The sequence below is a fragment of the Acidobacterium sp. FHG110202_01 genome, from assembly GCF_059115305.1.
Genome location: NZ_JBZYWJ010000009.1, coordinates 331447 through 353209, shown reverse-complemented (window position 1 = coordinate 353209; position 21763 = coordinate 331447). Strand labels below are relative to the sequence as shown.

Here is a 21763-nt window from a genome sequence, read left to right as displayed (position 1 = left end):
AAAATGCGCGGCTTTTCCGAAGCCGCGCATTTGAATATATCTAGATTGCCGGAACAGAGACCTCCGGCAACTTGTCCCGTTGAACGAGCTTATTGTAAGAAGGAAGATCGTTCTTCTTGATCGCTTCCCACTTTGCCAGCTCGGCTTCGGACTCTGCTTTTAATTCATTGAATGTCTCGTAGTCCTGTTCTGTCGGTGCGGTATCTGCACTGGCTACTGTACTTCCCAGCGCAGCCAGCATGTTGTTCAGATGAATAGGGAAGTTCAGAGGGTCTTCCGAGGCTACTGCTTTCCTCTGAATCAGGGCTTCTTCGACCGCTGTAATTTTTGCATCGAGAGCAGCGCCTGCATCGGCGAGTTTCTTGTCCTGCGCTGCTTTCTTGTCCACGTCATCAATCTGGGTGCGGAGCTTGCGGATTGAGAGTATGGAATCATGCACCCGCGTCAGTTCGGTGTTAATTGCCATGTGCAGGTCGAATTGTTTCTTTAAGTCTTCCTGCGTGCTCTTCACGCGCGGGTCAGGTTCAATCTCGAAGGGCTGTGTCTGGCTTTTGCCATCTACAGTGAGACGAACCTGATATTTGCCGGGAAGGGCTTTAGGGCCATCGACACTACCGGCCCATAGTGGCGACTTGGGAATGCGGGTTGCTGCTTCGTATCGCTGGTCCCAGACAAAATGATTGATGCCTGCGCTGCCGGTCAATGGCGCCTGTCTTCTTCCGCGGAACTCCTCTTCTTCTCCGCCTCCGGAATTAGGAGCCTGAGCGTGAGGATCGGGGAAGGTGCGGATGACTTTGCCGTCCGGGTCCAGAATTTCAAGCTTTACACGCTTGGGATCGGCTGCATCTGAGGGCTCCCGCTTTGCAGCGTTCTTACCCTTTGATTCTGGCTCGGGAACTTTGACCGCTGTCTTCAGGTAGTAGTAGAAAAGAGCGCCGGACGGCGGATTCTGACCCGCCGCGCCACCAGCGCCTCTTCCGGAAAATATGGTGCGATTTGAAGGAGCCGGGGCGAATAAGTAAGAGTCCTGCTGCGCGACCTGATCGTTCCACTGCTGGAGTGGGCCGAGGTCATCCAATATCCAGAAAGAACGGCCGTGTGTAGCAACAGCAAGATCGTTGTTATGAATGAGCAGATCATGCACAGGAACGACGGGCAGATTGAGCTGCAGAGACTTCCAATGAGTACCGTCATCAAAAGAGACGAAGATACCTCGCTCAGTGCCGGCATATAAAAGGCCTTTGCGTTTTGGATCGACGCGTACGACATGAACATAGGCATCGCCTGGAATTCCATCGACGATGGGAGTCCAGGTCTTGCCGAAGTCGTGTGTCTTAAAAGCATATGGCTTAAGATCATCGAGCCGATGGCAATCCGCTGCTATGTATGCGCTGGCTGCGTCCGAGGGATCAGCTTCGACCATGTCGACTGTGCACCATTCCGGCATCTCTTTCGGAGTCACATTTTGCCAATGAGCGCCATCATCCTGCGTGAGTTGAATCAACCCATCATCGGTACCCACCCATATCTGTCCTTTCTGCGCGGGGGACTCGGCAATGGAGAAGATAGTCCCGAAGGTTTCAACGGTGGTGTTGTCCTTGGTTAGGGGACCTCCGGACGACAACTGCTTTGACTTATCGTTGCGCGTGAGATCGGGAGAAAGTATTCGCCAGCTGTGTCCGCCATCCGTTGTTCTGAAGAGGACTTCGCCACCGAAATAAACAGCGTGAGGATCGTGTGGTGAAAGCACAATGGGGGCAGTCCACTGAAAACGATGCTTCAGATCACCAGGCCCCCAACCCATTGTGTTGCGCGGCCACGGGTTGATTTCCTGTGTCTGATTGTTGCTGTGATCGTAGCGCGTGATCAGGCCGCCATAGGAGCCTGCATATACGATCATTGGATTAGTGGGATCTGAAACAATGTAGCCGCTCTCGCCGCCGCCTACTGGATACCAGTCCGAAGTGCTGATACTGCCGGAAGCGCTTGCAGTAGCTGTTGCTACAGTGGTGTTGTCCTGCTGCGCGCCATAGACGTAATAGGGGAAGCGGTTGTCTGCAGAGATGTGGTAGAACTGGGCGGTCGGTTGATTCATTTCACTCGTCCATGTTTCACCACCATTGACAGAAATATCTGCTCCGCCATCATTACTGTTGATCATCCGGTTAGGATTGTTGGGATCGATCCAGAGCTGATGGTTGTCGCCGTGAAACGTGCGCATGGCCTTGAAGGTTTTACCGCCGTCTGCAGAGCGATAGGCTCCGGTATTCATGATGTAGACGACGTTGGCATCCTTGGGGTCAGCAAAGACGTGCATGTAATACCATGCGCGCTGCTTGTAGTTGTTATCGCCGTTGATCAGTTTCCAATTTTCGCCGCCATCATCCGTGCGGTAGAGACCGCCCTCCTTTGCTTCAATCAATGCATAGACGCGCTTCGAATCAGGAGTAGGCGCCACTCCTATGCGGCCCAGCAGGCCATCGGGCAAGCCATGTCCAGACAGTTTCTGCCAGGTTTCACCGCCATCTGTCGAACGATATAGTCCGCTGCCCGGACCGCCGCTTTCCATGATCCATGGCTTGCGATATGCCTGCCACATGCTGGCATACAGCACTTTCGAATTTGATGGGTCAAACTGAACATCCACGCCACCAGTTTTGTTATCGACGTAGAGCACGCGCTTCCATGTTTTGCCTCCATCCTGCGAATGGAAAATGCCGCGCTCTGTGCTATCAGCAAAGATATGCCCCAGGGCGGCTACAAAGACATTGTTTGGGTCCTTCGGATCCACTGCGATGCGGCCGACTGCTTCGTTATCACGCAACCCGGAGAAGCTCCAGGTTTTGCCTGCGTCCGTAGATTTATAGATGCCATTGCCGGTGACTACATTGCCGCGAATGCAGGATTCTCCAGTGCCGACATAGATGATGTCGGGATTCGATGGAGATACGGTAATTGCTCCTACGGCGGGGGAAGCTTCGGAGAACTTATCCCAGAGTGGATTCCAGGTAATGCCTGAATCTGTGGTTTTCCAGATACCACCTGAAGCCGCGCCGAAGTAGTAGGTGTTTGGATCTTTTGTGCTGCCGGCGACTGCCGGAGAGCGTCCGCCGCGGAATGGCCCGATCAACCGGTACTTCATTCCTTCAGGAAGGTTTGCCTGGATATCAGAGCTTCCATCTTGTGCAGAAGGATTGCTTAGTCTGTTTGCTTCTCCGTGAGCAACTGACGCAACCATAAGCGATATGGCCAGGGCCAGAATATGTTTCGCCGCCACCTCTCATCCTCCTTAATTGACCGCATCTCTTGAAATGTAGTGGGGGCAGACCAGACTGGCTGCCCCTAAGAATCCGGATCGCAGATTTACATCGATCCAGAATGCTCTTCTGCTTTCTTTTTTGGTTTGGGGGCGCCTGCATTCAGGTCATCCCAGTTAAGAATTGTGTTGAAGCCGAGGAAAAATGTGCCCTGAGTCTGCCAGCGCCAGAATGGACGAAGAGCAAACATAACGACGTGGCCTTGCCCCAGCGGGACATCGATTGCAAGGGCGCGGCGTGTGAGGGCTTCACCTCCGGCAAGTTCTCCGGAAAGCAAAATATCATTCGGGCTCGATGGAAATTCCATTACAACGCGCGGCTTTTCCTGGTCGTCTGTTGCCATGCCAAATTGCCGCATCATCTGCCGCGTGGCGGCTTCTTCACTGATTTGTTCATGCTTTTCAGGTGCGGGAGCATCTTCCGGCGTGTAAGGCGAAAGGTGCTCTGGGACTGCATTTGGAGTGATGTTGGCTCCGACACCAGAAGCAGCGGGAGGCCCACCGCGAAGACCACCGACTCCCACTCCGGCAGCAGCGCTGACTTGCAGGACCGGGTCCCCGCCGTAATAGATGGGCAGTTGATTTCCGTCATAGCCATACATGATGGGGCTCTTCTTGTCAGTAATCATGCCGCGCATGATCGAACCTTTTGCATACATGTTGCGCGGGTGTTCGACGGAGACACCAGTGATGATTCCAAAATCCGGCAGAATGGTCGTGGTTGAACCTTCTGTGAGAAGTGTGCCTCCATCTTCTACAAACTTTGCCAACTCAACGAGACCATCAACCCCCATTCCGCCACGTATGTCATCACTGGAATCGAGCGCACCCAGGTTCGGAGTAAGTTCGCTTTTCTTGTAGGGAATTGGATCTGCGCCAGTCTTTGGAATTCCATTGACCTGAGCGGTCGAACTGCCACCTACGCTTGGATAGATGATGACATCGTACTTGCTGCGAAGGTTGCCTTCACGAAGCTTCTGATCGGAGAAGTAGGTGTATGGAATCTCGTAGTGATCCAGAGCGGCACGGACCCAACCTTCATCCTGAGTGCGCTGCCAGGAATGCACGAAGCCGATCCTGGGAATATTGAGTTCGTGCGTCTTTACCGAGGGCAGAGATGAAGTTGCCCAGGCAGACAGGCCATATTCCTTGATAGAGGGCCCCAACCTGGCAGCGTCCGCATCAGGGATGATGAAGGCGCCTGCACGGAAATGGTGTCCGTTCAGATCGAAATCATCTTCAGCCGCCAACATCTTTGTATCTGCATTCTTGAAGCGGAAGGTAACAAGCGTGTTGTCCGTTGTGTGGTCTACGACCAGGATATTGCCTGTGCCCAGGATGCTTCCGGCGACGGATGCATCGGCGGTGAGCAGAGCCATTGGCTGGCTCAAAATACCTTTGTCCGTAACGGCCTTTACATCGATGTCGCGCATCAGCGGCATCGTCCAGCCAGTGTCGTCATAGGGAAGAGGGTTGGCTGCAGGATAGTTCTGCAGAGAGAAGTACATGTCTACGAGCGTGCGATAAGGCTGATCCGCACGGATAATGTAATCTCCTGCTGCAACATTTACCTTGCCAAACTGGCCGGAGCTTTCGGCTTTCTGTACTTCCACACCCTGGCGGCGCAGATCGTTTATCAGATCGGCAGCTTCTACTTTGCGGCGCTGCGAGGCTGGAATGACCCAACCAAATATGGGGCCATCCTTGCCTTTGTCTACAGAGCGCTTGTTTTTCAGCCAATAATTCTCAAGATACAGATCTTTGTCTTTAGCGACCTGATGCAGGGCAATGAGAATTGCGGATTCCTGGATGTTGGTATTGTTGCGCGGACCCCACTTGATTGAGGGCAGCGGCGGATTCGGTCGAAACCATTCTCTGCTTGTAGTAGTTGCGGGTAACTGAAGATTTGGATTGTTATCAGGCCCGTAAGATTGCACTTCGTAGAAACGCCCAAATGAGTTATGGGTGATAGCTATCCAGAACAGATAGTTCGGTACCCATCCATCGTAGAAGCCATAGGTAAATACGCCGGGCACGCCGCGTTTCGACATCTCCATGACTTCTGTCTGCGCCAGCGTCCACCATTCTGTGATGGCGATCGGATCGAGCGAATTGTTATAAGGGCCTGTTCCTGTGGAGGCATAAAGGTAGCTTTGCGCTTCGTGCAGGTCATGCAGAACAGTGGGATGCCACTCAAGCACAGTTTTGGTGATGTTCTGCGTAAGCTTGAGGTACTGTCCCATGCCGTCGCGATTGTTATCGTGCGCAACGTATTTGCCCCAGTACATCAGCGGCGGCTTTGGCTTTCCCGTCTTCTTTCCGTAATAGTAGGTGTCTACTTCCTTGTCGCGGCCATCGACTTCAATAACAGGAGTAATAAGGATGATCGAGTTGTTACGAATTTCCTGAATGAATGGAGTCTCTTCGACAACCAGTCGATAGGCAAGCTCCACCAGCATCTGCGGGCCGCCCGTTTCTGGTGAATGGATGCCGCTAGTGATGTAGTAGATGGGCTTTGCGGTTTTGATGATCTGACGGGCTTGCTCTTCAGTAGTCTTACGGGGATCAGTCAACGCGGCAAGCTGCTCTTTGTATTTATCCAGCTGCTTGATGGTGGCTTCGTCGGCAATTGCGAGAATTACTTCGTCTCGTCCTTCTTCCGATTTACCGATTTTCCAGAACTTCGCGCGAGGGGATACCTTGGCCAATTCCTCGTAATATCTGTTGATGTCTTCGCTGTAATAGAGCTCCCCAGGCTGTCCGGGCATTTTGCCGAAGAATTTCAATGGGGTTGGAACAGTGTTTGATGCCGGCAGGTGATCCACTAATTCGGTAGTAATGCGTGGATCCTGGAGATACTCATGGATTTTGCTCGTATATTCTTCATCATTTCTCTGAACGGTCTCTGCTGCCTTCTTTCCTTTGGACCCTGTCTGTGCCATACCTGACGGGCCGTTCAAACTACACGCAAGAAGTAAAGCAATCATTGCACTGCATATTGTCTGAGCACTGCGCACACCGCGTTTATTGATCATCTGGACTCTCCAAATAGCTTGCGCTACTACAAGTGGCACTTCCAAAGTGCAGAACTACCTGGGAAGCGGTTAGAAGGTAAGAGGTAATAAAATCTCCCCTACAACGAACGTAGAGGGCATGGGGAAGCTAACTGAAGGCAGTTTCAGAAGAGCCATAGGCAAACAACGATGCCTGTCGGCAGAGCAGTTTCATCCAGCCGTCACCTTTTGAGTGGTTTTGTTTGAATGTGCGGAACGTTAACACTACGGCAGGTGCTAATCAATAAAAAAATATGCTTGCAATGCGAAACGCCTCTTCGGGGCGTTCGTTAAGTCATTTGTTTTATGTGCGTTACGTTGACCAATAAAAATCCATTATGCATTCTCTAAAACGCATGCAAAATAGTTCACGGTATTGTGAACAGAATTCACGGGGAAGTTTTGGCTGTTTTTAGGATTATTTCTCCGATGCATTGAACTAGCCGGGCAGCAACAAAAAGCCCTCATGAGATGAGGGCTTTGATCTGTAGGCTGTACTGCTTTATGGCATTTCTTTAGAATGGAATATCGTCGTCTGTGATTCCTGTTTGACTGAAATCTTCGCTTGAGGGGGAAGCGCTTTGATCATAGGATGTCGTGTTTGACGCGCGCGTGTAGCCTCCTCCACTGCTCTCGCCTTCGCCGCGGCCACTCAAGAGGGACAAGTCATTGATCACGATCTCGGTTCGGTATTTCTTTTCACCGGTATTCTTGTCATCCCAGGAACGCGTCTGCAGTTTGCCTTCTATGAAGAGCTTGGTGCCTTTCTTCACGTAATCGCGAATGATCTCGGCCGTCCGCTGGAATGCTACTAGATTGTGCCATTCGGTGCGGTCGGTCCAGTTTCCGCCCTGATCTTTTACGCGATCCGTTGTTGCCAGCGAAAAATTTGCGACAACTGTGCCGCTGGGAGTTGCGCGAATCTCGGGGTCCTTGCCCACATTCCCTAAAAGGATGACTTTGTTGACGCTTTTTGCCATGTTTCCTGATTCTCCTGCACACCGCAGAGCTTCTGACGGCTAATTCTGAAGAATAACAGAACAAAGACCGGTATTATGTCCGTGTTTTGCACACTGCGGTAACTGACATAGATGCCAGGACTTTTACAAGAAGAGGGGCAGTTTTCAGGATCGACCATACGACCTGAGTTCTATGCAGTATGATTTTTCCTGATGCTTGCCCCGCTTCGTTTTATCTGGAATGCAACGCGTGGTCACAGATTCCGTCCGTGGCGCAGTGAATATCTTAAGTGGCGCATTGAAACTTATTCGGGAAAAAAGGCTGAGACATTGCAATCCCGTGACGTGCTGTCCTTTCTTTGGCACGAGAAGTGGAATCTTACCCGATTCCTGCGCTGGACGGATGAGATAGATCATCTGAAAAGACTTTCTACGCGAAGCCATGAATCATGAGCAGTAAGCCTGCACGCTGTACCCTGTTGTTGTAATGTTTTTTTCGTTCAGGTGTGTCTGGCTCCTCTCCTGGCTTGTGCTCGGGGCAATCGAGATTTGTGCGGCGCAGGAACCCTTGCCTGGTGAACCGCCTAAACAATCCCAGAATGCTCCGGCGCAGTCTGTGCAAAAATCGCTGCCTGATCAAGAACCGCCTCCAACCATCCGTGTGAATACCAGTGTTGTGCTGGTGCCCACTCTTGTGGAAAAGCCATCCGGAGAAGTTGTTTACGGGCTCACGCAAAAAGACTTCGTCCTTGAAGATAATGGTGTGAAGCAGAACATCCATGTGGACGATGATCTTGATGCGCAGCCAGTGTCGCTGGTCGTCTGCATTCAGCGTGGGCGGTCGAGCGGTCTGGAGTTCGACAAATTTGCCAGGCTGGGCCCGCTGCTTGATCTTTTTACTGCAGGAGGGCGAGGAGAAACGGCGCTGGTGGTCTTCGACTCAAAGCCGCTCTATCTTGAAGGCTTCACGCGCGACACAAGTGCAATTACTGATGATCTGCGTCAGATGCAGCCCGGTGATGGCGGCTCGGCGATTTTGGATGCGGTTGGATATTCGGTTGATCTGCTGGAACATCGCCCTCCCGATCATCGCCGCGTTCTTCTGCTTATCAGCGAGTCGCGCGATCATGGGAGCAAGACCTTCAGCGCGGAGAATCTGGTCGAACGCATTGGCACAAGCAACACGCTGGTCCTGAGCCTGACTTTTTCTCCAACCAAGGCCGGCTTGATGGAGTGGGGGAAAGGCAATGCTGAAGGGGGATCTTCCATCAATGTGCTTGCTCCTTTGATGATGGCGGTTGCGGCAGTCCATAAGAACGCAGCCCGCGAGCTTGCCCAGATGAGCGGCGGCGAGTATGCGGCGTTCACCAAGGAGAAAGGTTTTGAAGATCGCGTTGCGGAGCTTGCGAGCCATGCGCGTAACCGGTACATCCTCAGCTTTCGCCCCACGGACACTAGTCCCGGCTTACATCGAATTGAAGTGAAGCTCGACAATGATTACAAAGCGCGCGTAGTGGCACGCAGCAGCTATTGGGCAGTAAATGACGCAGCAGCTGGAAGCTCATTACGCTGATGCAGGTCTCGATAGTCTTTGTGCCATTGCCTTGATTTTGCGCATCAAAAGAATTAGTACTCAAGAAAATGAAAGTGAAGCATGGCGACAAGCGAAGCAATCGCTGAACCGAAGCTGGTAGCTCAAGAACGATGGCGTCCGCGTGCAAATCCATGGGCTATTGCAGCGACAGTTGCCCTGGCCGCGTTTATGGAGGTGCTCGATACTTCGATCGCCAACGTTGCGTTGCCGCATATTGCCGGCAGTCTTGGCGCCAGCCAGGATGAAAGCACCTGGGTGCTTACTGCTTATCTTGTTGCAAACGCCGTTGTGCTTCCCATGGGCGGATGGGCGGCGAGCGTGATGGGCCGCAAGAACTTTTTCATGTTCTGCATTGTGATTTTTACCATCAGCTCATTTCTCTGCGGCATTGCTCCTTCATTACCGCTTTTGTTGTTGTTTCGTGTGATGCAGGGCGCTGGTGGAGGCGGTCTGCAGCCGATGGCGCAGGCCATCATGGCTGACTCCTTCGAGCCGGCAAAGCGCGGGTTGGCCTTTGCGCTCTATGGGATCGTTGCGATTCTTGCTCCATCGATCGGGCCGACGCTCGGCGGGTGGATTACAGACAACTACAGCTGGCACTGGATTTTTTACATCAATATTCCCGTTGGAATTCTTGCGTTAGTGCTGACGCAGCGCATGGTCGATGATCCGCCATGGATCAAGGCAGACCGGAGCCGGTTGCGCCATGTAGACGGAATGGGAATTGCACTGCTTATCATTTCGATGGCTGCATTGCAGATCACGCTTGATAAGGGCGAAGAGAAAGGCTGGTTCGATTCCGACTTCATCCGCTTCTTCGGGATCGCGTTTGCTGTCTCGTTCGTATTGCTGCTTGCGTGGGAGTGGGTAGCGAAAAACCCGATCATGGAACTGCGCCTGCTGAAGAACAGGAACTTCGCAACCTGTTGTTTCCTGATGCTCTTTACCGGAGGGTTGCTGAACGCTACGACTGTGCTACAGCCGCAGTTCCTGCAGGCACAACTTGGTTATACCGCCACGATTGCCGGCCTGTCCCTTTCAGCAGGTGGCGTTGTACTACTCTTCATGATGCCGCTGGCCGGGCAGGCAGTCAGCCGCTTTCCGGCGCGAAACATTATTCTTTTCGGGTTCATTTGCTTTGCCTGTTCGTATTACTTCACCGCAACACGCATCAATCTTGGCTTGAGCTTTGGAATGGCGTCATTCCTGCGTGTGGTTCAGGTTGCGGCGATTCCATTTGTGTTTATTTCGGTCACTACGGCGGCATATTTTGGAATGCCGCTGCAGAAGAATAACCAGGTCTCAGGGCTGATCAACTTTGTGCGCAATATTGGCGGCAGCATTTTGATTTCGCTTACCAATGCCGGCGTTACTGAGCTGGGGCAGTTCCATCAGAACCAGATGCTCAAGCACCTTTCGCCTTCGAGCGCGAACCTGCAGAATCAGGTCAACGCGTTGGGCAGCGTTTTCTCCAGGAGCGCTGGGTCGGCAAATGCGGATTATCTGGCGCAGGGGCAGATTTACAACATGCTGCAGCAGCAGGCCCATGCTGTCGCTTATCAGGACATGTACTTCATTCTGTGTGGAGCGTCGCTGGTAATGATTCCCATGAGCCTGTTGCTGCGTAAGAACAAACCGGGGGGCGGCGGCGAAATCGCTGTCCATTGAGTGCTAAGATTTGCTTATGCGAGTACGCATCCTCTTCGCTGCGATCATGACTTTCCTGCTGGTAGCGGGGACTGTTGCATCAGCAGCATGTGAGATGACGTGTCTTCCGCAGACGCAGACCAGCGCATGCTGCCCGCACCATGCGCAGCACTCGATGGAGCACTGCAAGCATCCTGGTGCAGTAACTCTGACAGATGTGCATCACTGTGATCATCCACAGGACAACACAACTGTCGTTGCAGCAGTTGATAATGCAACGACATCGCTCATTTTTGAGAACGTTGCGGTTTGTGTGAGTCCAGTGCACATTGAGCTCGCTGTTTTTTCTCATCTGGACTCGTCTTCCGGCTCTCTATTAAAGCCTTCCAGTAACCCTCCTCTTCGTATCTGATCTTTCGCTCCTCGCTCTGAAAACTGCGGTATCTATCCTGCCGCGTGCTTTTCCTTTTTTCGTGATGGGGAGTTGTTGTGATCAGAATTTTCTTTCTTTTCCTCCTGCTTTGCAGTGCAGCAGTGGCGCAGGAGAGCATGTCCATGCCGATGAAGAATGACAGGGGCATGTCAGAGTTGATGGACCGTGGTAATCATAGCTTCGTTCAACAGATTGAGCACCATGCCAGTTCCGGTACCAGCGCCGAGCCTAACTCCACGCCGACGCCGATGTGGATGAAGATGCAGGGTGACTGGATGCTGATGTTCCACGCCAACGCTTTCGTTATAGACACGCAGCAGACCAGCCAGCGTGGTGGAGACAAGTTTTTCTCAACCAATTGGTTTATGCCCATGGCGCAACGCAAGCTTGGGCATGGATATTTGACCCTGCGAACCATGCTGAGCCTTGAGCCTGCGACGGTGACAGACCGTCGTTATCCGCTGCTTTTTCAGCAGGGGGAAACTGCATACGGCAAGCCTATTGTCGATGGACAGCACCCGCACAACTTCCTGATGGAACTGGCGGCGATCTACGACTGGAAGCTGGGTGAGAAATCGCTGCTGACGTTTTACGCTGCGCCGGTTGGCGATCCAGCTATTGGGCCGATTGCTTATCCGCATCGTGCTTCTGCGCTGGAAAATCCTGTGGGCACGTTGGGGCATCATCAGGAAGATTCGACGCATATCGCTGATGATGTCATCACTATCGGATTCACTCATGGCATCGCTCGCATCGAGGCCAGTGGATTTCATGGACGCGAGCCTAGCGAACATCGCTGGCAGGTGCAGCAGGGCGCGATTGATTCCTGGTCGACGCGGCTGACAGTGCAGCCGGGCCAGGAGTGGAGCGGGCAATATTCCTACGGGCGCATTCACAGCCCTGAAGCGCTCTTTCCCAACGAAGACCAGGAACGCATGACAGCCTCCGTCATGTACAACCATCCGCTCGGAAACAGCTCGCGAGGCAACTGGGCTAATACACTTGCATGGGGCAGGACGCGCTCGCTCACAGACAATGTGATCCAGAACAGCTATCTATTCGAATCTACATTGCGATTTCACAAGCAGAACTATGTTTGGACGCGCATGGAAAATGTGGACCGCACCAGCGAGTTGCTGTTGGGTGAAAATCCAGTGCCTTCTGGTTTTGAAGAAGAACCGGCGGGGCGTGTGCAGGCCTATACGTTCGGCTATGATCGTGACTTCGGGCTGTTGCCGCATTGGGCTACAGCTCTTGGCGCTCAGGTATCTGTGTACAGCCCCGGTTCACGACTGCAGCTGGTGTACGGAAGCGATCCGATGGGCGTAACTGTCTTTTTACGATTTCGCCCGGTAGGGAAGTGAGGCTTCGCATCATTTACTTTGTTCATAACATCAAATCTGTATAACGCTTTGCATGGCAAATGAGACACGAGAACAAATAAAGACTGAAAAACCCGCAGCATCGCGGGACTATTCTCATGCGTGCCGCGCCCTGCGCCACCGCAATTTCCGCTTGTTTTTTGGCGGGCAAAGCATTTCGTTGATCGGTACCTGGATGACGCGCATTGCGACATCATGGCTGGTCTACAGGCTCACAAAATCATCGCTCCTGCTGGGCACTGTCAGCTTTGCCGGGCAGATTCCCACCTTTCTGCTTGCGCCCTTTGCCGGAGTACTGGTGGACCGTATGGACCGCCGTAAGGTCCTGATCTGGACACAGGTGGCGGCGATGGTGCAATCCTTACTGCTCGCGGCGCTCACGCTGACACACGTCATCAACATTCATGAGGTGCTGGCGTTGAGCGCGTTTCAAGGCATTATCAACGCGTTTGATATGCCCGGACGCCAATCCTTCATGGTGCAGATGGTGGAAGACCGCGGCGATCTTTCGAATGCGATTGCCATCAACTCCTCAATGGTGAATATGGCGCGGCTTGTGGGGCCGTCGCTCGCCGGGCTGGTGATTGCGGCCACGAACGAGGGCTGGTGCTTCCTCATCGATGGCGTTAGCTACATTGCGGTGATCGCTTCGCTGCTGCTAATGCGGGTGAAGGTCGCTGCCGTCGCTCGTGCGGCCACCTCAATGCTGGAGCAGATGAAGGAAGGCTGGGCTTATGTTTCCAGCTTTACTCCGATTCGCAATATCCTGCTGCTGTTTGCCCTCGTCAGCCTTATGGGGATGCCTTTCGTTGTGCTCATGCCAGTGTTTGCGGCGCAGGTACTGCATGGCGGCCCGCACACTCTCGGCTTCCTTATGGGCGCGCTCGGAGTGGGTGCTTTAGTCTCGGCGCTCTCACTAGTCATGCGCAAGTCTGTACGCGGGCTCACGAAGATGATTCCCATTGCAGCGGCTGTGTTCGGCCTTGGATTGCTGGCCTTTGGGTTCTCGAAGGTTCAATGGCTCTCCATGCTGCTTATGCTGGTTACGGGTTTCGGCATGATGCAGGGACTGACCGCGAGCAACACCATCATTCAAACGCTGGTGCCGGAAGAAATGCGCGGTCGCACGATGAGCTATTACACCGTGGCGTTTGTAGGCATGGCGCCTTTTGGCAGCCTGCTGGCTGGTGCGCTGGCACACGCTGTGGGCGCTCCGCACACGGTGATGATCAGCGGTGTTGCCTGCATTGCCGGAGCGTTCTGGTTCTGGCTGCACCTGAAAGATATTCGCAGAGAAATGCGTCCGATTTATGAGCAACTTGGGATTCTTCAGCCACGGGTGCCTGTGGTGGTGGAAGAGGAAGCGAGCAATTGATGCGGTTCCTCATGAGAAACTCCAGGCTTCTTCAACTACGTTAGACTTTCTGGATTCTTCGCTCCGCTCAGAATGACAAACCGGCTCCTCTGGTATTCTCAGTATCCATAAACGTATTCCATACCCATCAGGATTTCAGGAGCGGTGATGCGATCCTCTGCTTGTTTGCGCAGAACATTTCTGTTCTGCACGGTGCTCTTTTGTCTGCCGGTGACAGCCCAGGTTGACCAGATGTATGCGCGTGATCCAAAGCAGCCTGTCGATCAGGAGTACACGGCGCACATCAAGCAATACACCACACTGCCGGAGTTGAATTCACAGCTTACGAATTACCTGCCTGCATCGCAGACGGTTCCTACTCCGGCAAAGGCGTTGGGCGATGTTGCTGGCGCGCCCGACATGCTTCCATACGCGGAGGATGTGTACAAGTATTTCCGCATGCTTGAAGCGGCGAGTCCGCGAGTGAAGGTCTTCACCATCGGGCACACGGAAGAGGGCCGCGAGATGATCGCTGCGGCTATCGCAGATGAATCGCTGCTCAAGAGCTATAAAGAAAACGATGCACGACTGGCGAAGCTCGCCGATCCGCGCACGATCGAGATGAACGATGCGACGGCTGCGGAGCTGGTGAAGCAGTCTGTTCCGGTCTACTACATTACGGGCACAATCCATTCGCCTGAGACGGGCGCGCCTACGGCACTGATGGAGCTGGCTTACCGGCTCGTGGTCGATGACTCGCCTTACATTCAGTTCATCCGCACACACATGATTACGCTCATCACTCCGGTGGTGGAAGTGGATGGGCGCGATCGCATGGTGGACATCTACAAGTGGCACAAGGCGCATCCGGGAGAGAACTATCCTCGGCTGGTTTACTGGGGACATTATGTGGCACACGACAACAATCGCGATGCCATGACGCTGACTCTCGACCTTTCCCGTAATGTGCTCAATACTTATCTTGATTGGCATGCGCAGGTGCTGCATGACCTGCATGAGTCTGTCCCGTTCCTTTATGACAACACTGTGGGTGATGGGCCTTACAATGCATGGCTCGATCCGGTGCTGACCAATGAGTGGCAGATGATCGGATGGAACAACGTGCAGGAAATGACGAAGTTTGGGATGCCGGGTGTCTTTACGCATGGTAACTTCGATACCTGGAGCCCGGGCTACCTGATGTTCATGGCGGCTACGCACAACGGCATCAGCCGGCTGTATGAGACGTTCGGTAACGGCGGAGCGGATACGGTTGAGCGCATCCTGACTCCGGATGAGTACTCGCGGACGTGGTACCGGCAGAATCCGCCTTATCCGAAGATAAAGTGGTCACAGCGCGACAACAACAACTATGAGCAGACGGCGCTGCTGGTTTCGCTCAAATACTTTGCCGAGAACGCGCAGACTTTTCTCAATAACTTCTATCTCAAGAGCAAGCGGTCGATTCTGAAGCCGACGGACTCGGGCCCAGCGGCATATGTGCTGCCTGCGAATGATGAGTCGCCGGACCGCCAGCGGATGCTGCTCGACATTCTGCGCGCGCAGCATGTGGAGATCAGCAGGACGACTGCTCCGGTGACAGTTGCGCTTCCGGTGAAACCAAAGCGCGATGGTCAGAGTCAGGATGCGAATGCGAAGCCATCGGAGCCGAAGACGGAGCAGCGGACCTTTCCTGCCGGCAGCTACGTCATTCGCATGGACCAGCCTTATTCCCGCATTGCCGATGCGCTGCTCGACCGGCAGTACTGGGCGCCGAATGATCCGCAGAAGACTCCGTATGACGATACGGGGTGGTCGCTGCCGGCGCTGTTCAATGTGGAAGCAGTGCGGGTGACGGATCCTGCGGTGCTGAAGGGTCCGATGGAGCTTGTCCCTGCTGACTGGGGGTATGATGGCTCGTTGGGAAATTGTCCTGTCTTTGTTGTGGCCAATCATGCTGACCCGAGTCTCATTACTTTGAGGTATCTGCTGAAGAATGCAACCATGTCTGTTACGGATGCTCCGTTTACTACGGACGATAAGCAGCAGTTCCCGGCTGGCTCCCTAGTCATCAGAGATATATCCCACGATGAAGTAGTAATGGCACTTGGGAAAACGCACTTGTCATTAGCTCAGCAATGTGCTGTTCCGTCTGTAGCGATGCATCAGATCAACGCACCACGCATCGCGATGATGCATACGTGGCTGGCCACGCAGACGGAAGGCTGGTGGCGGCAGGCTCTCGATAAACTCGGCGTTCCGTTTGACTACATCAACACGCAGACGGTGAGCAGGGAAGACGATCTGCGCTCGAAGTATGACGTGATCCTGTTTGCTCCTGTGGGCGGCGGGCGCACGCAGCAGATCATCGAAGGGTTGCCGATGTGGGGCAATGCTATGCCCTGGAAAAAGACTGATCTTACGCCGAATCTCGGACTGATCGATTCGACTGACGACATGCGTCCGGGGCTGGGCTATGCTGGCGTCGATCATCTGCGCCACTTTGTTGAGCAGGGCGGGCTGTTGATTACTTCGCAGGACACAGCGCAGTTTGCAGTCGAGACTGGCCTTGCTCCGGGAGTTTCAGTGGCGCAGCGCGGCGAGCTGAAAGTCGTCGGGTCGCTGCTGGGGACAGCCATCGTTGATGCGAAGAGTCCTCTGCTTTATGGATATACGAAGCCATTCACGGTCTACAGCGAGTCGGGCATGGCCTTTAACATAAGCAATACAGTTGGAGGCACGCGTTCGCCTCGCCTGGGTGGAAGCGAAGAACGTCCGACGGGACGCGGCGGGCCAGATGATCCTGATACTCCGCAGGGGCGTGTTTTTGTTGCGCCTGAAGAGCGCCCGCATCCGAAACCGTGGGAAGCGATGCCACTTAACGAAGAGCAGGTGCGCAACAATCCCAATGTAATTCCGGAGGAGCTGCGTCCGCGGGTGGTTCTGCGTTTTGCCGACAAAGACTCTTTGCTCGTTTCCGGGCTGCTGGACCATGGGGATCAATTGGCGCAGCGTGCCGCGGTCGTGATGGCTCATCTGGGTAAAGGATCTGTGCTGCTTTTTGGAAACGATCCTATTTATCGCGGAGAGACGATCGGGAGTTATTCGCTGGTGTTCAATGCCATTTTGAATTTCGACCAGTTAGGAAGTCATCACTGAGTAGCCAACCCACCCTGACTCCCGTCGGGATGGGGCAACCGTGTTTTGCTAATACTTGACGATCCTGGCGAAGGATTGCGGATCAAGGCTGGCTCCGCCTACGAGTGCGCCGTCGATTCCTGGCTGATTCAGCAGCGGGAACGCGTTGTCGGCCTTTACGCTGCCTCCGTAGATGATGCGAATGCTGTCGGCTACGGCGCGTCCGAGGAGGTGGGCGATTTCACTGCGGATCGTGAAATGCGCCTGTGCGGCCAAGTCTGGGGTCGCCGTTTTTCCGGTGCCGATGGCCCATACAGGCTCATAGGCGATGACGATGGTTTCGGCGTCTGTGGGAGGCACTCCCTTGAGAGCGCGTGAGGCCTGGCGCAGGAGCACTTCTTCGGTTTTGCCTGATTCGCGGTCCTCGAGAGACTCGCCGATGCAAAGGATGGGTGTGAGCTGATGCCGGAACGCGGTGTGAAGCTTTTCATTCACGATCTGGTCAGTTTCGCAGAAGTACTGGCGGCGTTCCGAGTGGCCGATGATGACGTACTTCGCTCCTATTGCTGCGATCATGGCGGCTGAAGTTTCGCCTGTATAGGCGCCTTCCTCGGCCTGATGCATGTTCTGCGCTCCCGCGCTGACGCCTGATCCGGCGACAGCAGCAACGACTGCACACAGCGATGTGTCGGAAGGGCAGAGGGCGATTTCGTCGCGGTCATGTCCGGCGATGAGAGGGAGGAAGGCTTTTACGTATTCCTCGGCCTGCGCCGGGGTTTTGTACATTTTCCAGTTGGCTGCGATGAGTGGTTTGCGCATTGGGGTCCCTTGATAAGTGCATGAATAGGATATAAAACGATCCCTCAGCGGCTTAAGCCGCACCTTTTGGGAGCATTTATGGCACGGCTGAAGCCGTGCCCCTTCAAAACAATTTCATCCTCAGCAATTGTTGATTTGCTTATTTGTTTGTCAGCGCTTCGACGCCTGGGAGTTTTTTGCCTTCCAGGAATTCGAGCGAAGCGCCGCCTCCCGTGGAGATGTGCGTAATCTGGTCGGCTACTCCGGCCTGTTTTACGGCAGCTACAGAATCGCCCCCACCGATGATGGAGATGGCCTCTACATTTTTTGCGACGGCTTTGGCGATCTTTGTGGTGCCTTGCGCGAAGGCCGGCATTTCAAAGACACCCATGGGGCCGTTCCAGACGATGGTACGGGCTTCGGCGATTTCTGCAGAAAAAAGCTCGATGGTTTTGGGGCCGATGTCGAGTGCCATCCACTCTTCGGGGAAGGGGCCGTCGCCTTCGAAGATCTGCGTTTTTGCGTTGGCGGCGAACTTGTCGGCGAGTACGTGATCGATGGGCAGCAGAAAGCGCACGCCTTTCTCTTCGGCTTTTTTGAGAGCTTCTTTGGCTACTTCGATCTTGTCGGCTTCGACGAGTGACTTGCCGACTTCCTGGCCTTTGGCTTTGAGGAAGGTGTAGGCCATGCCGCCGCCGATGAGAAGCGCGTCGACCTTGCTGAGCAGGTTGTCGATGACTTCGATCTTATCTGAGACTTTTGCTCCGCCAAGGATGGCGACGAAGGGCTTTGCCGGTTCGGTCAATGCCTTGCCCATGTATTTCAGCTCTTTTTCCATGAGCAGACCAGCGGAGGATTGCTTGACGAAGTGCGTAATGCCTTCAGTGGATGCGTGGGCGCGGTGCGCGCTGCCGAATGCGTCGTTGACGTAGAGTTCGCAGAGGGACGCCAGCTCTTTGGCGAAGGCTGGGTTGTTGGCTTCTTCTTCGGCGTGGAAGCGCAGGTTTTCAAGCAGAAGGACCTGTCCGGACTCAAGCTGACGCGAGAGCTCGGTGGCAATTTCGCCGACGCAATCGGGCGAGAAGGCGACGTTGACGCTTTCACCCAGGTGATGGTCGAGGAGCACGCGCAGGCGGTCGACTACGGGACGCAGGCTGTACTTCGGGTTTACCTTGCCCTTGGGGCGGCCGAGGTGCGAGGCGAGGATGAGCTTGGCCTTGTGGCGCAGCGCGTATTCGATAGTAGGCAGAGTTTCGCGGATGCGGGTGTCGTCGGTGATTTCTGTGCCGTCTTCGGTGAGGGGCACGTTGAAATCGACACGCATGAGGACGTGTTTGTGTTGCAGGTCAAGATCGCGGATGGATAGTTTTGACATAGCAGAACGTACTCACTCTCAAGAGTTTGAAATTACAGCGTCGGCTTCTATTTCGACGCGCCAGGATGGGTTAAGAAGCTGGGCAACAACCACCATAGTTGCAGCCGGACGGATGTGGCCGAAGAATTCACCGTGCGTGCGGCCAACGGACTCCCAGTCTTCGACGTGCGTTAAATACATGCGTGTGCGCACAACATCTTCAAGCTTTGCGCCTGATTTTTCAAGAGCCTTCTGGATAAGGGAGAGGATGTGGCGGGTTTGCGTAGCGGCGTCTGCGTTGTCGGCGCCGACGGGGCCGGTTCCAGAGACGTGTACTGTGTCGCCAATGCGCACGGCGCGGGAGAATCCGATGATGGGTTCGAAGGGTGAGGAGCCTGAGATGTTCTGGCGCATCGGGAATGCTCCGAAAGGTGCGCGCTTTGCGCGGGCTATGGATTCATAGATAAAGCAGGTCCTTCGCTGCGCTCAGGATGACAAACTTGGGTTTGAGCGCAGCGAAGGGGTCATTTCAAGCTTACTTTTCCTGGACTAGAGACCCTTCTTCGCGAGGAAGAGAATGAGGTCGCGAACACGGTTTGAGTAGCCCCATTCATTGTCGTACCAGCTGATGACCTTGACCGAACTGCCGACGACTTTCGTCAGCGGAGCGTCAACGATCGAGGAGCGGGCGTCTCCCTTGAAATCGCTCGATACGAGCTCGCCAGCTTCATAGCCGAGGATGCCCTTCAGCTCGCCTTCAGCAGCCTTCTTCAGCGCCTCGTTCACGGACTTTACCGTGGCGGGCTTTTCGGCGATGAAGGTGAGATCGACAACCGAGACATTCGGAGTTGGGACGCGGATGGCGAAGCCGTCGAGTTTGCCGTCCATGGCCGGGATGACGAGCTTGAGGGCCTTGGCAGCGCCGGTCGAGCTGGGGATGAGGTTGATGGCTGCGGCGCGGGCGCGGCGGAGGTCCTTGTGCGGGAAGTCGAGGATGACCTGATCGTTGGTGTAGCTGTGGATCGTTGTCATGATGCCCGACACGATGCCGAAGTTCTCATGCAGCACCTTGACGATTGGCGCGAGGCAATTGGTGGTGCAGGAGGCATTCGAGATGACATTGTGCTTTGCGGCGTCGTACTTGTCTTCGTTCACGCCGAGCACAAGGGTGACGTCCTCGTTTGTGGCCGGGGCGGAGATGATGACCTTCTTGACCGATCCCTGGATGTGAGCCTTGGCTGCGTTGGCGTCAGTGAAGCGGCCAGTAGACTCGACGACGGCCTGTGCGCCGACGGAATCCCAGGGCAGCTTGGCGGGATCTTTTTCGGCGAAGACCTTGATCTTTTTGCCATCGACAGAGATGGAGTCTTCGGTGGCGACGATTTCGTGCTTGAGGTTGCCCAGGATCGAGTCGTACTTGAGCAGATGGGCTAGAGTAGCGGGGCTGGTGAGATCGTTTACGGCGACAATTTCAAGTTCAGGATTGCCAAGCGAGGCACGAAAGACGTTGCGTCCGATGCGGCCGAAGCCGTTGATGCCAACCTTAACTGCCATTCAAACTTTTCTCCTTCTTGTAGGTTACTGAAAGATTTTTGCTGCGAAGATCACGGTTCAAGAATGATGGTGAGCCACCGCCGGCGGTCCACTAAATATCGATGCTAGCACTGTGGTCAATATCAAGAAAGGCTTTGGGGGAGATTAGCAAAATTTATTGCCACCCATTGCGCGAAAACCGCGCACAATGGGGACTCAGGTATTCCCACCGAGCCTGCGGAAATCGCGCAGCCCAGGCGTCGTCGCACCGGCGTTTTTACTGAGGAATTTAAAGGAAGTTTGCGGCGATGGCTCGAACTGTGTTACATCCCAATCATGCGCGAATGGATGCGCGAACGCATGAAACGACGCTCAAAGCGTGGCCCGAATACGTCGGAGTCCACAGGAAAAATCGGGCAGGAACTGCCCTCAAACCAGCCTGCTCCGCTGCAGCCTAGCTACGGGGCTGAGGCCGCTGCGCCTGCTGCTGAAGCTTTCGATGAGCCATCCGGCGAATTTACTGATGTTCCAGAGGAAAGCCAGCCGGAGACTGCTGGAAAGTTTGTTGTAGAGACACAGCCGGAATCGCCTTCGACTCCTCCGCCGGAACCTCAGGCAGCGCAGAGGCATCCGCGCGGGTTTGTGGTGCTGGCGATCGGACTGCCCGGGTCAGGGAAGACGACGTGGTTCAAGCGGCGCGGCGTGACTCCGCTGTCGAGCGACCTGCTGCGCACGATTCTTTTTGACGACATCACCGAGCAACGCTATCAGGGGCTGGTGTTTTCTACGCTGCGGTCACTGCTGCGGGCACGGCTGATCGCCAAGATGCCGTGGAACTATGTGGATGCGACGAACCTTTCTCCGCATGAACGGCGGCAGTGGATCAAGATGGCCAAAAGCTTCGGTTACGATGTGCAGGCCGTTTTTTTCGATGTGCCGTTTGAGGTCTGCATGGAGCGCAACCGGCGCCGCGAGCGTGTGGTGAGCGATGAGGTAATGCAGAAGATGGCTGAGCGCCTGCGTCCGCCGAACTTCAAGGAAGGATTCTCGAAAATCACGGTGGTGCGGGTGAAGGGCGCTGCTGGAACGCAGCCTCCTGTGGAAGGCGGCGAAGCGCCTGCTCCTGCTGGTGATGGTGAGTAGAGTAGACTATTTGAGAAAGTAAGGCCGGACAGAGATGTCCGGCCTTACTATTTTTGGAG

Annotated in this window: 14 protein-coding genes; 7 read left to right on the top strand and 7 right to left on the bottom strand. The window is 54.4% G+C overall.

What is annotated here, in order from left to right:
* Positions 1 to 40: 40 nt before the first annotated feature.
* From AC5S16_RS19465 to AC5S16_RS19455, 3 genes are all read right to left on the bottom strand, one after another.
* Positions 41 to 3277 (bottom strand): WD40/YVTN/BNR-like repeat-containing protein, encoded by a 3237-nt coding sequence (locus tag AC5S16_RS19465; RefSeq protein ID WP_493931770.1) that lies wholly within the window; start codon positions 3275 to 3277, stop codon positions 41 to 43.
* A gap of 86 nt (positions 3278 to 3363) precedes the next feature.
* The gene (locus AC5S16_RS19460; RefSeq protein ID WP_493931769.1) at positions 3364 to 6258 is read right to left on the bottom strand and encodes a M14 family zinc carboxypeptidase; all 2895 of its coding nucleotides are present in this window, start codon (positions 6256 to 6258) and stop codon (positions 3364 to 3366) included.
* 626 nt (positions 6259 to 6884) lie between these two features.
* Complete coding sequence (locus AC5S16_RS19455) at positions 6885 to 7349, bottom strand: single-stranded DNA-binding protein (RefSeq protein ID WP_493931768.1); 465 nt, start codon at positions 7347 to 7349, stop codon at positions 6885 to 6887.
* A gap of 547 nt (positions 7350 to 7896) precedes the next feature.
* Here AC5S16_RS19455 and AC5S16_RS19450 point away from each other — a divergent pair.
* The 6 genes from AC5S16_RS19450 to AC5S16_RS19425 all read left to right on the top strand — a co-directional run bounded on the left by AC5S16_RS19450 (position 7897) and on the right by AC5S16_RS19425 (position 16897).
* Positions 7897 to 8901 carry a VWA domain-containing protein gene (locus AC5S16_RS19450; RefSeq protein WP_493931767.1) on the top strand — a complete coding sequence of 335 codons (1005 nt, stop codon included), beginning with the start codon at positions 7897 to 7899 and terminating at the stop codon, positions 8899 to 8901.
* Positions 8902 to 8982: 81 nt separating this feature from the next.
* Complete coding sequence (locus tag AC5S16_RS19445; protein WP_493931766.1) at positions 8983 to 10590, top strand: DHA2 family efflux MFS transporter permease subunit; 1608 nt, start codon at positions 8983 to 8985, stop codon at positions 10588 to 10590.
* A 16-nt stretch (positions 10591 to 10606) separates the two neighbouring features.
* Positions 10607 to 10981, top strand: coding sequence for a hypothetical protein (locus AC5S16_RS19440; RefSeq protein WP_493931765.1), 375 nt, complete (start codon positions 10607 to 10609; stop codon positions 10979 to 10981).
* Between the two features lie 143 nt (positions 10982 to 11124).
* Positions 11125 to 12366: a hypothetical protein gene (locus tag AC5S16_RS19435; RefSeq protein WP_493931764.1), complete on the top strand. Its 1242-nt coding sequence runs from the start codon at positions 11125 to 11127 to the stop codon at positions 12364 to 12366.
* 52 nt (positions 12367 to 12418) lie between these two features.
* Positions 12419 to 13759: an MFS transporter gene (locus AC5S16_RS19430; RefSeq protein WP_493931763.1), complete on the top strand. Its 1341-nt coding sequence runs from the start codon at positions 12419 to 12421 to the stop codon at positions 13757 to 13759.
* Positions 13760 to 13906: 147 nt separating this feature from the next.
* Positions 13907 to 16897, top strand: coding sequence for a M14 family zinc carboxypeptidase (locus AC5S16_RS19425; protein ID WP_493931762.1), 2991 nt, complete (start codon positions 13907 to 13909; stop codon positions 16895 to 16897).
* Between the two features lie 48 nt (positions 16898 to 16945).
* Here AC5S16_RS19425 and tpiA read toward each other — a convergent pair whose 3' ends face one another.
* The 4 genes from tpiA to gap all read right to left on the bottom strand — a co-directional run bounded on the left by tpiA (position 16946) and on the right by gap (position 20582).
* Complete coding sequence (gene tpiA, locus AC5S16_RS19420; protein WP_493931761.1) at positions 16946 to 17695, bottom strand: triose-phosphate isomerase; 750 nt, start codon at positions 17693 to 17695, stop codon at positions 16946 to 16948.
* 139 nt (positions 17696 to 17834) lie between these two features.
* Positions 17835 to 19049: a phosphoglycerate kinase gene (locus AC5S16_RS19415; protein WP_493931760.1), complete on the bottom strand. Its 1215-nt coding sequence runs from the start codon at positions 19047 to 19049 to the stop codon at positions 17835 to 17837.
* Between the two features lie 18 nt (positions 19050 to 19067).
* On the bottom strand, positions 19068 to 19442 hold the full coding sequence (locus tag AC5S16_RS19410; RefSeq protein WP_493931759.1) for a RidA family protein: 375 nt from the start codon (positions 19440 to 19442) through the stop codon (positions 19068 to 19070).
* 135 nt (positions 19443 to 19577) lie between these two features.
* On the bottom strand, positions 19578 to 20582 hold the full coding sequence (gene gap, locus AC5S16_RS19405; protein ID WP_493931758.1) for a type I glyceraldehyde-3-phosphate dehydrogenase: 1005 nt from the start codon (positions 20580 to 20582) through the stop codon (positions 19578 to 19580).
* A gap of 339 nt (positions 20583 to 20921) precedes the next feature.
* Between gap and AC5S16_RS19400 the strand changes: the two genes are divergently transcribed.
* A complete protein-coding gene (locus tag AC5S16_RS19400; RefSeq protein ID WP_493931757.1) occupies positions 20922 to 21704 on the top strand; it encodes an AAA family ATPase in 783 nt (260 codons plus the stop codon).
* The last annotated feature ends 59 nt before the right edge of the window (positions 21705 to 21763 follow it).

What these genes read in the sequence shown, in the direction of transcription:
- AC5S16_RS19460 (WP_493931769.1), bottom strand. Translation starts at nt 6,258, where the DNA reads ATGGCACAGACAGGGTCCAAAGGAAAGAAGGCAGCAGAGACCGTTCAG.
- AC5S16_RS19455 (WP_493931768.1), bottom strand. Translation starts at nt 7,349, where the DNA reads ATGGCAAAAAGCGTCAACAAAGTCATCCTTTTAGGGAATGTGGGCAAG.
- AC5S16_RS19445 (WP_493931766.1), top strand. Translation starts at nt 8,983, where the DNA reads ATGGCGACAAGCGAAGCAATCGCTGAACCGAAGCTGGTAGCTCAAGAA.
- AC5S16_RS19440 (WP_493931765.1), top strand. Translation starts at nt 10,607, where the DNA reads ATGCGAGTACGCATCCTCTTCGCTGCGATCATGACTTTCCTGCTGGTA.
- AC5S16_RS19435 (WP_493931764.1), top strand. Translation starts at nt 11,125, where the DNA reads ATGCCGATGAAGAATGACAGGGGCATGTCAGAGTTGATGGACCGTGGT.
- AC5S16_RS19430 (WP_493931763.1), top strand. Translation starts at nt 12,419, where the DNA reads ATGGCAAATGAGACACGAGAACAAATAAAGACTGAAAAACCCGCAGCA.
- AC5S16_RS19425 (WP_493931762.1), top strand. Translation starts at nt 13,907, where the DNA reads ATGCGATCCTCTGCTTGTTTGCGCAGAACATTTCTGTTCTGCACGGTG.
- tpiA (WP_493931761.1), bottom strand. Translation starts at nt 17,695, where the DNA reads ATGCGCAAACCACTCATCGCAGCCAACTGGAAAATGTACAAAACCCCG.
- AC5S16_RS19415 (WP_493931760.1), bottom strand. Translation starts at nt 19,049, where the DNA reads ATGTCAAAACTATCCATCCGCGATCTTGACCTGCAACACAAACACGTC.
- AC5S16_RS19410 (WP_493931759.1), bottom strand. Translation starts at nt 19,442, where the DNA reads ATGCGCCAGAACATCTCAGGCTCCTCACCCTTCGAACCCATCATCGGA.
- gap (WP_493931758.1), bottom strand. Translation starts at nt 20,582, where the DNA reads ATGGCAGTTAAGGTTGGCATCAACGGCTTCGGCCGCATCGGACGCAAC.
- AC5S16_RS19400 (WP_493931757.1), top strand. Translation starts at nt 20,922, where the DNA reads ATGAAACGACGCTCAAAGCGTGGCCCGAATACGTCGGAGTCCACAGGA.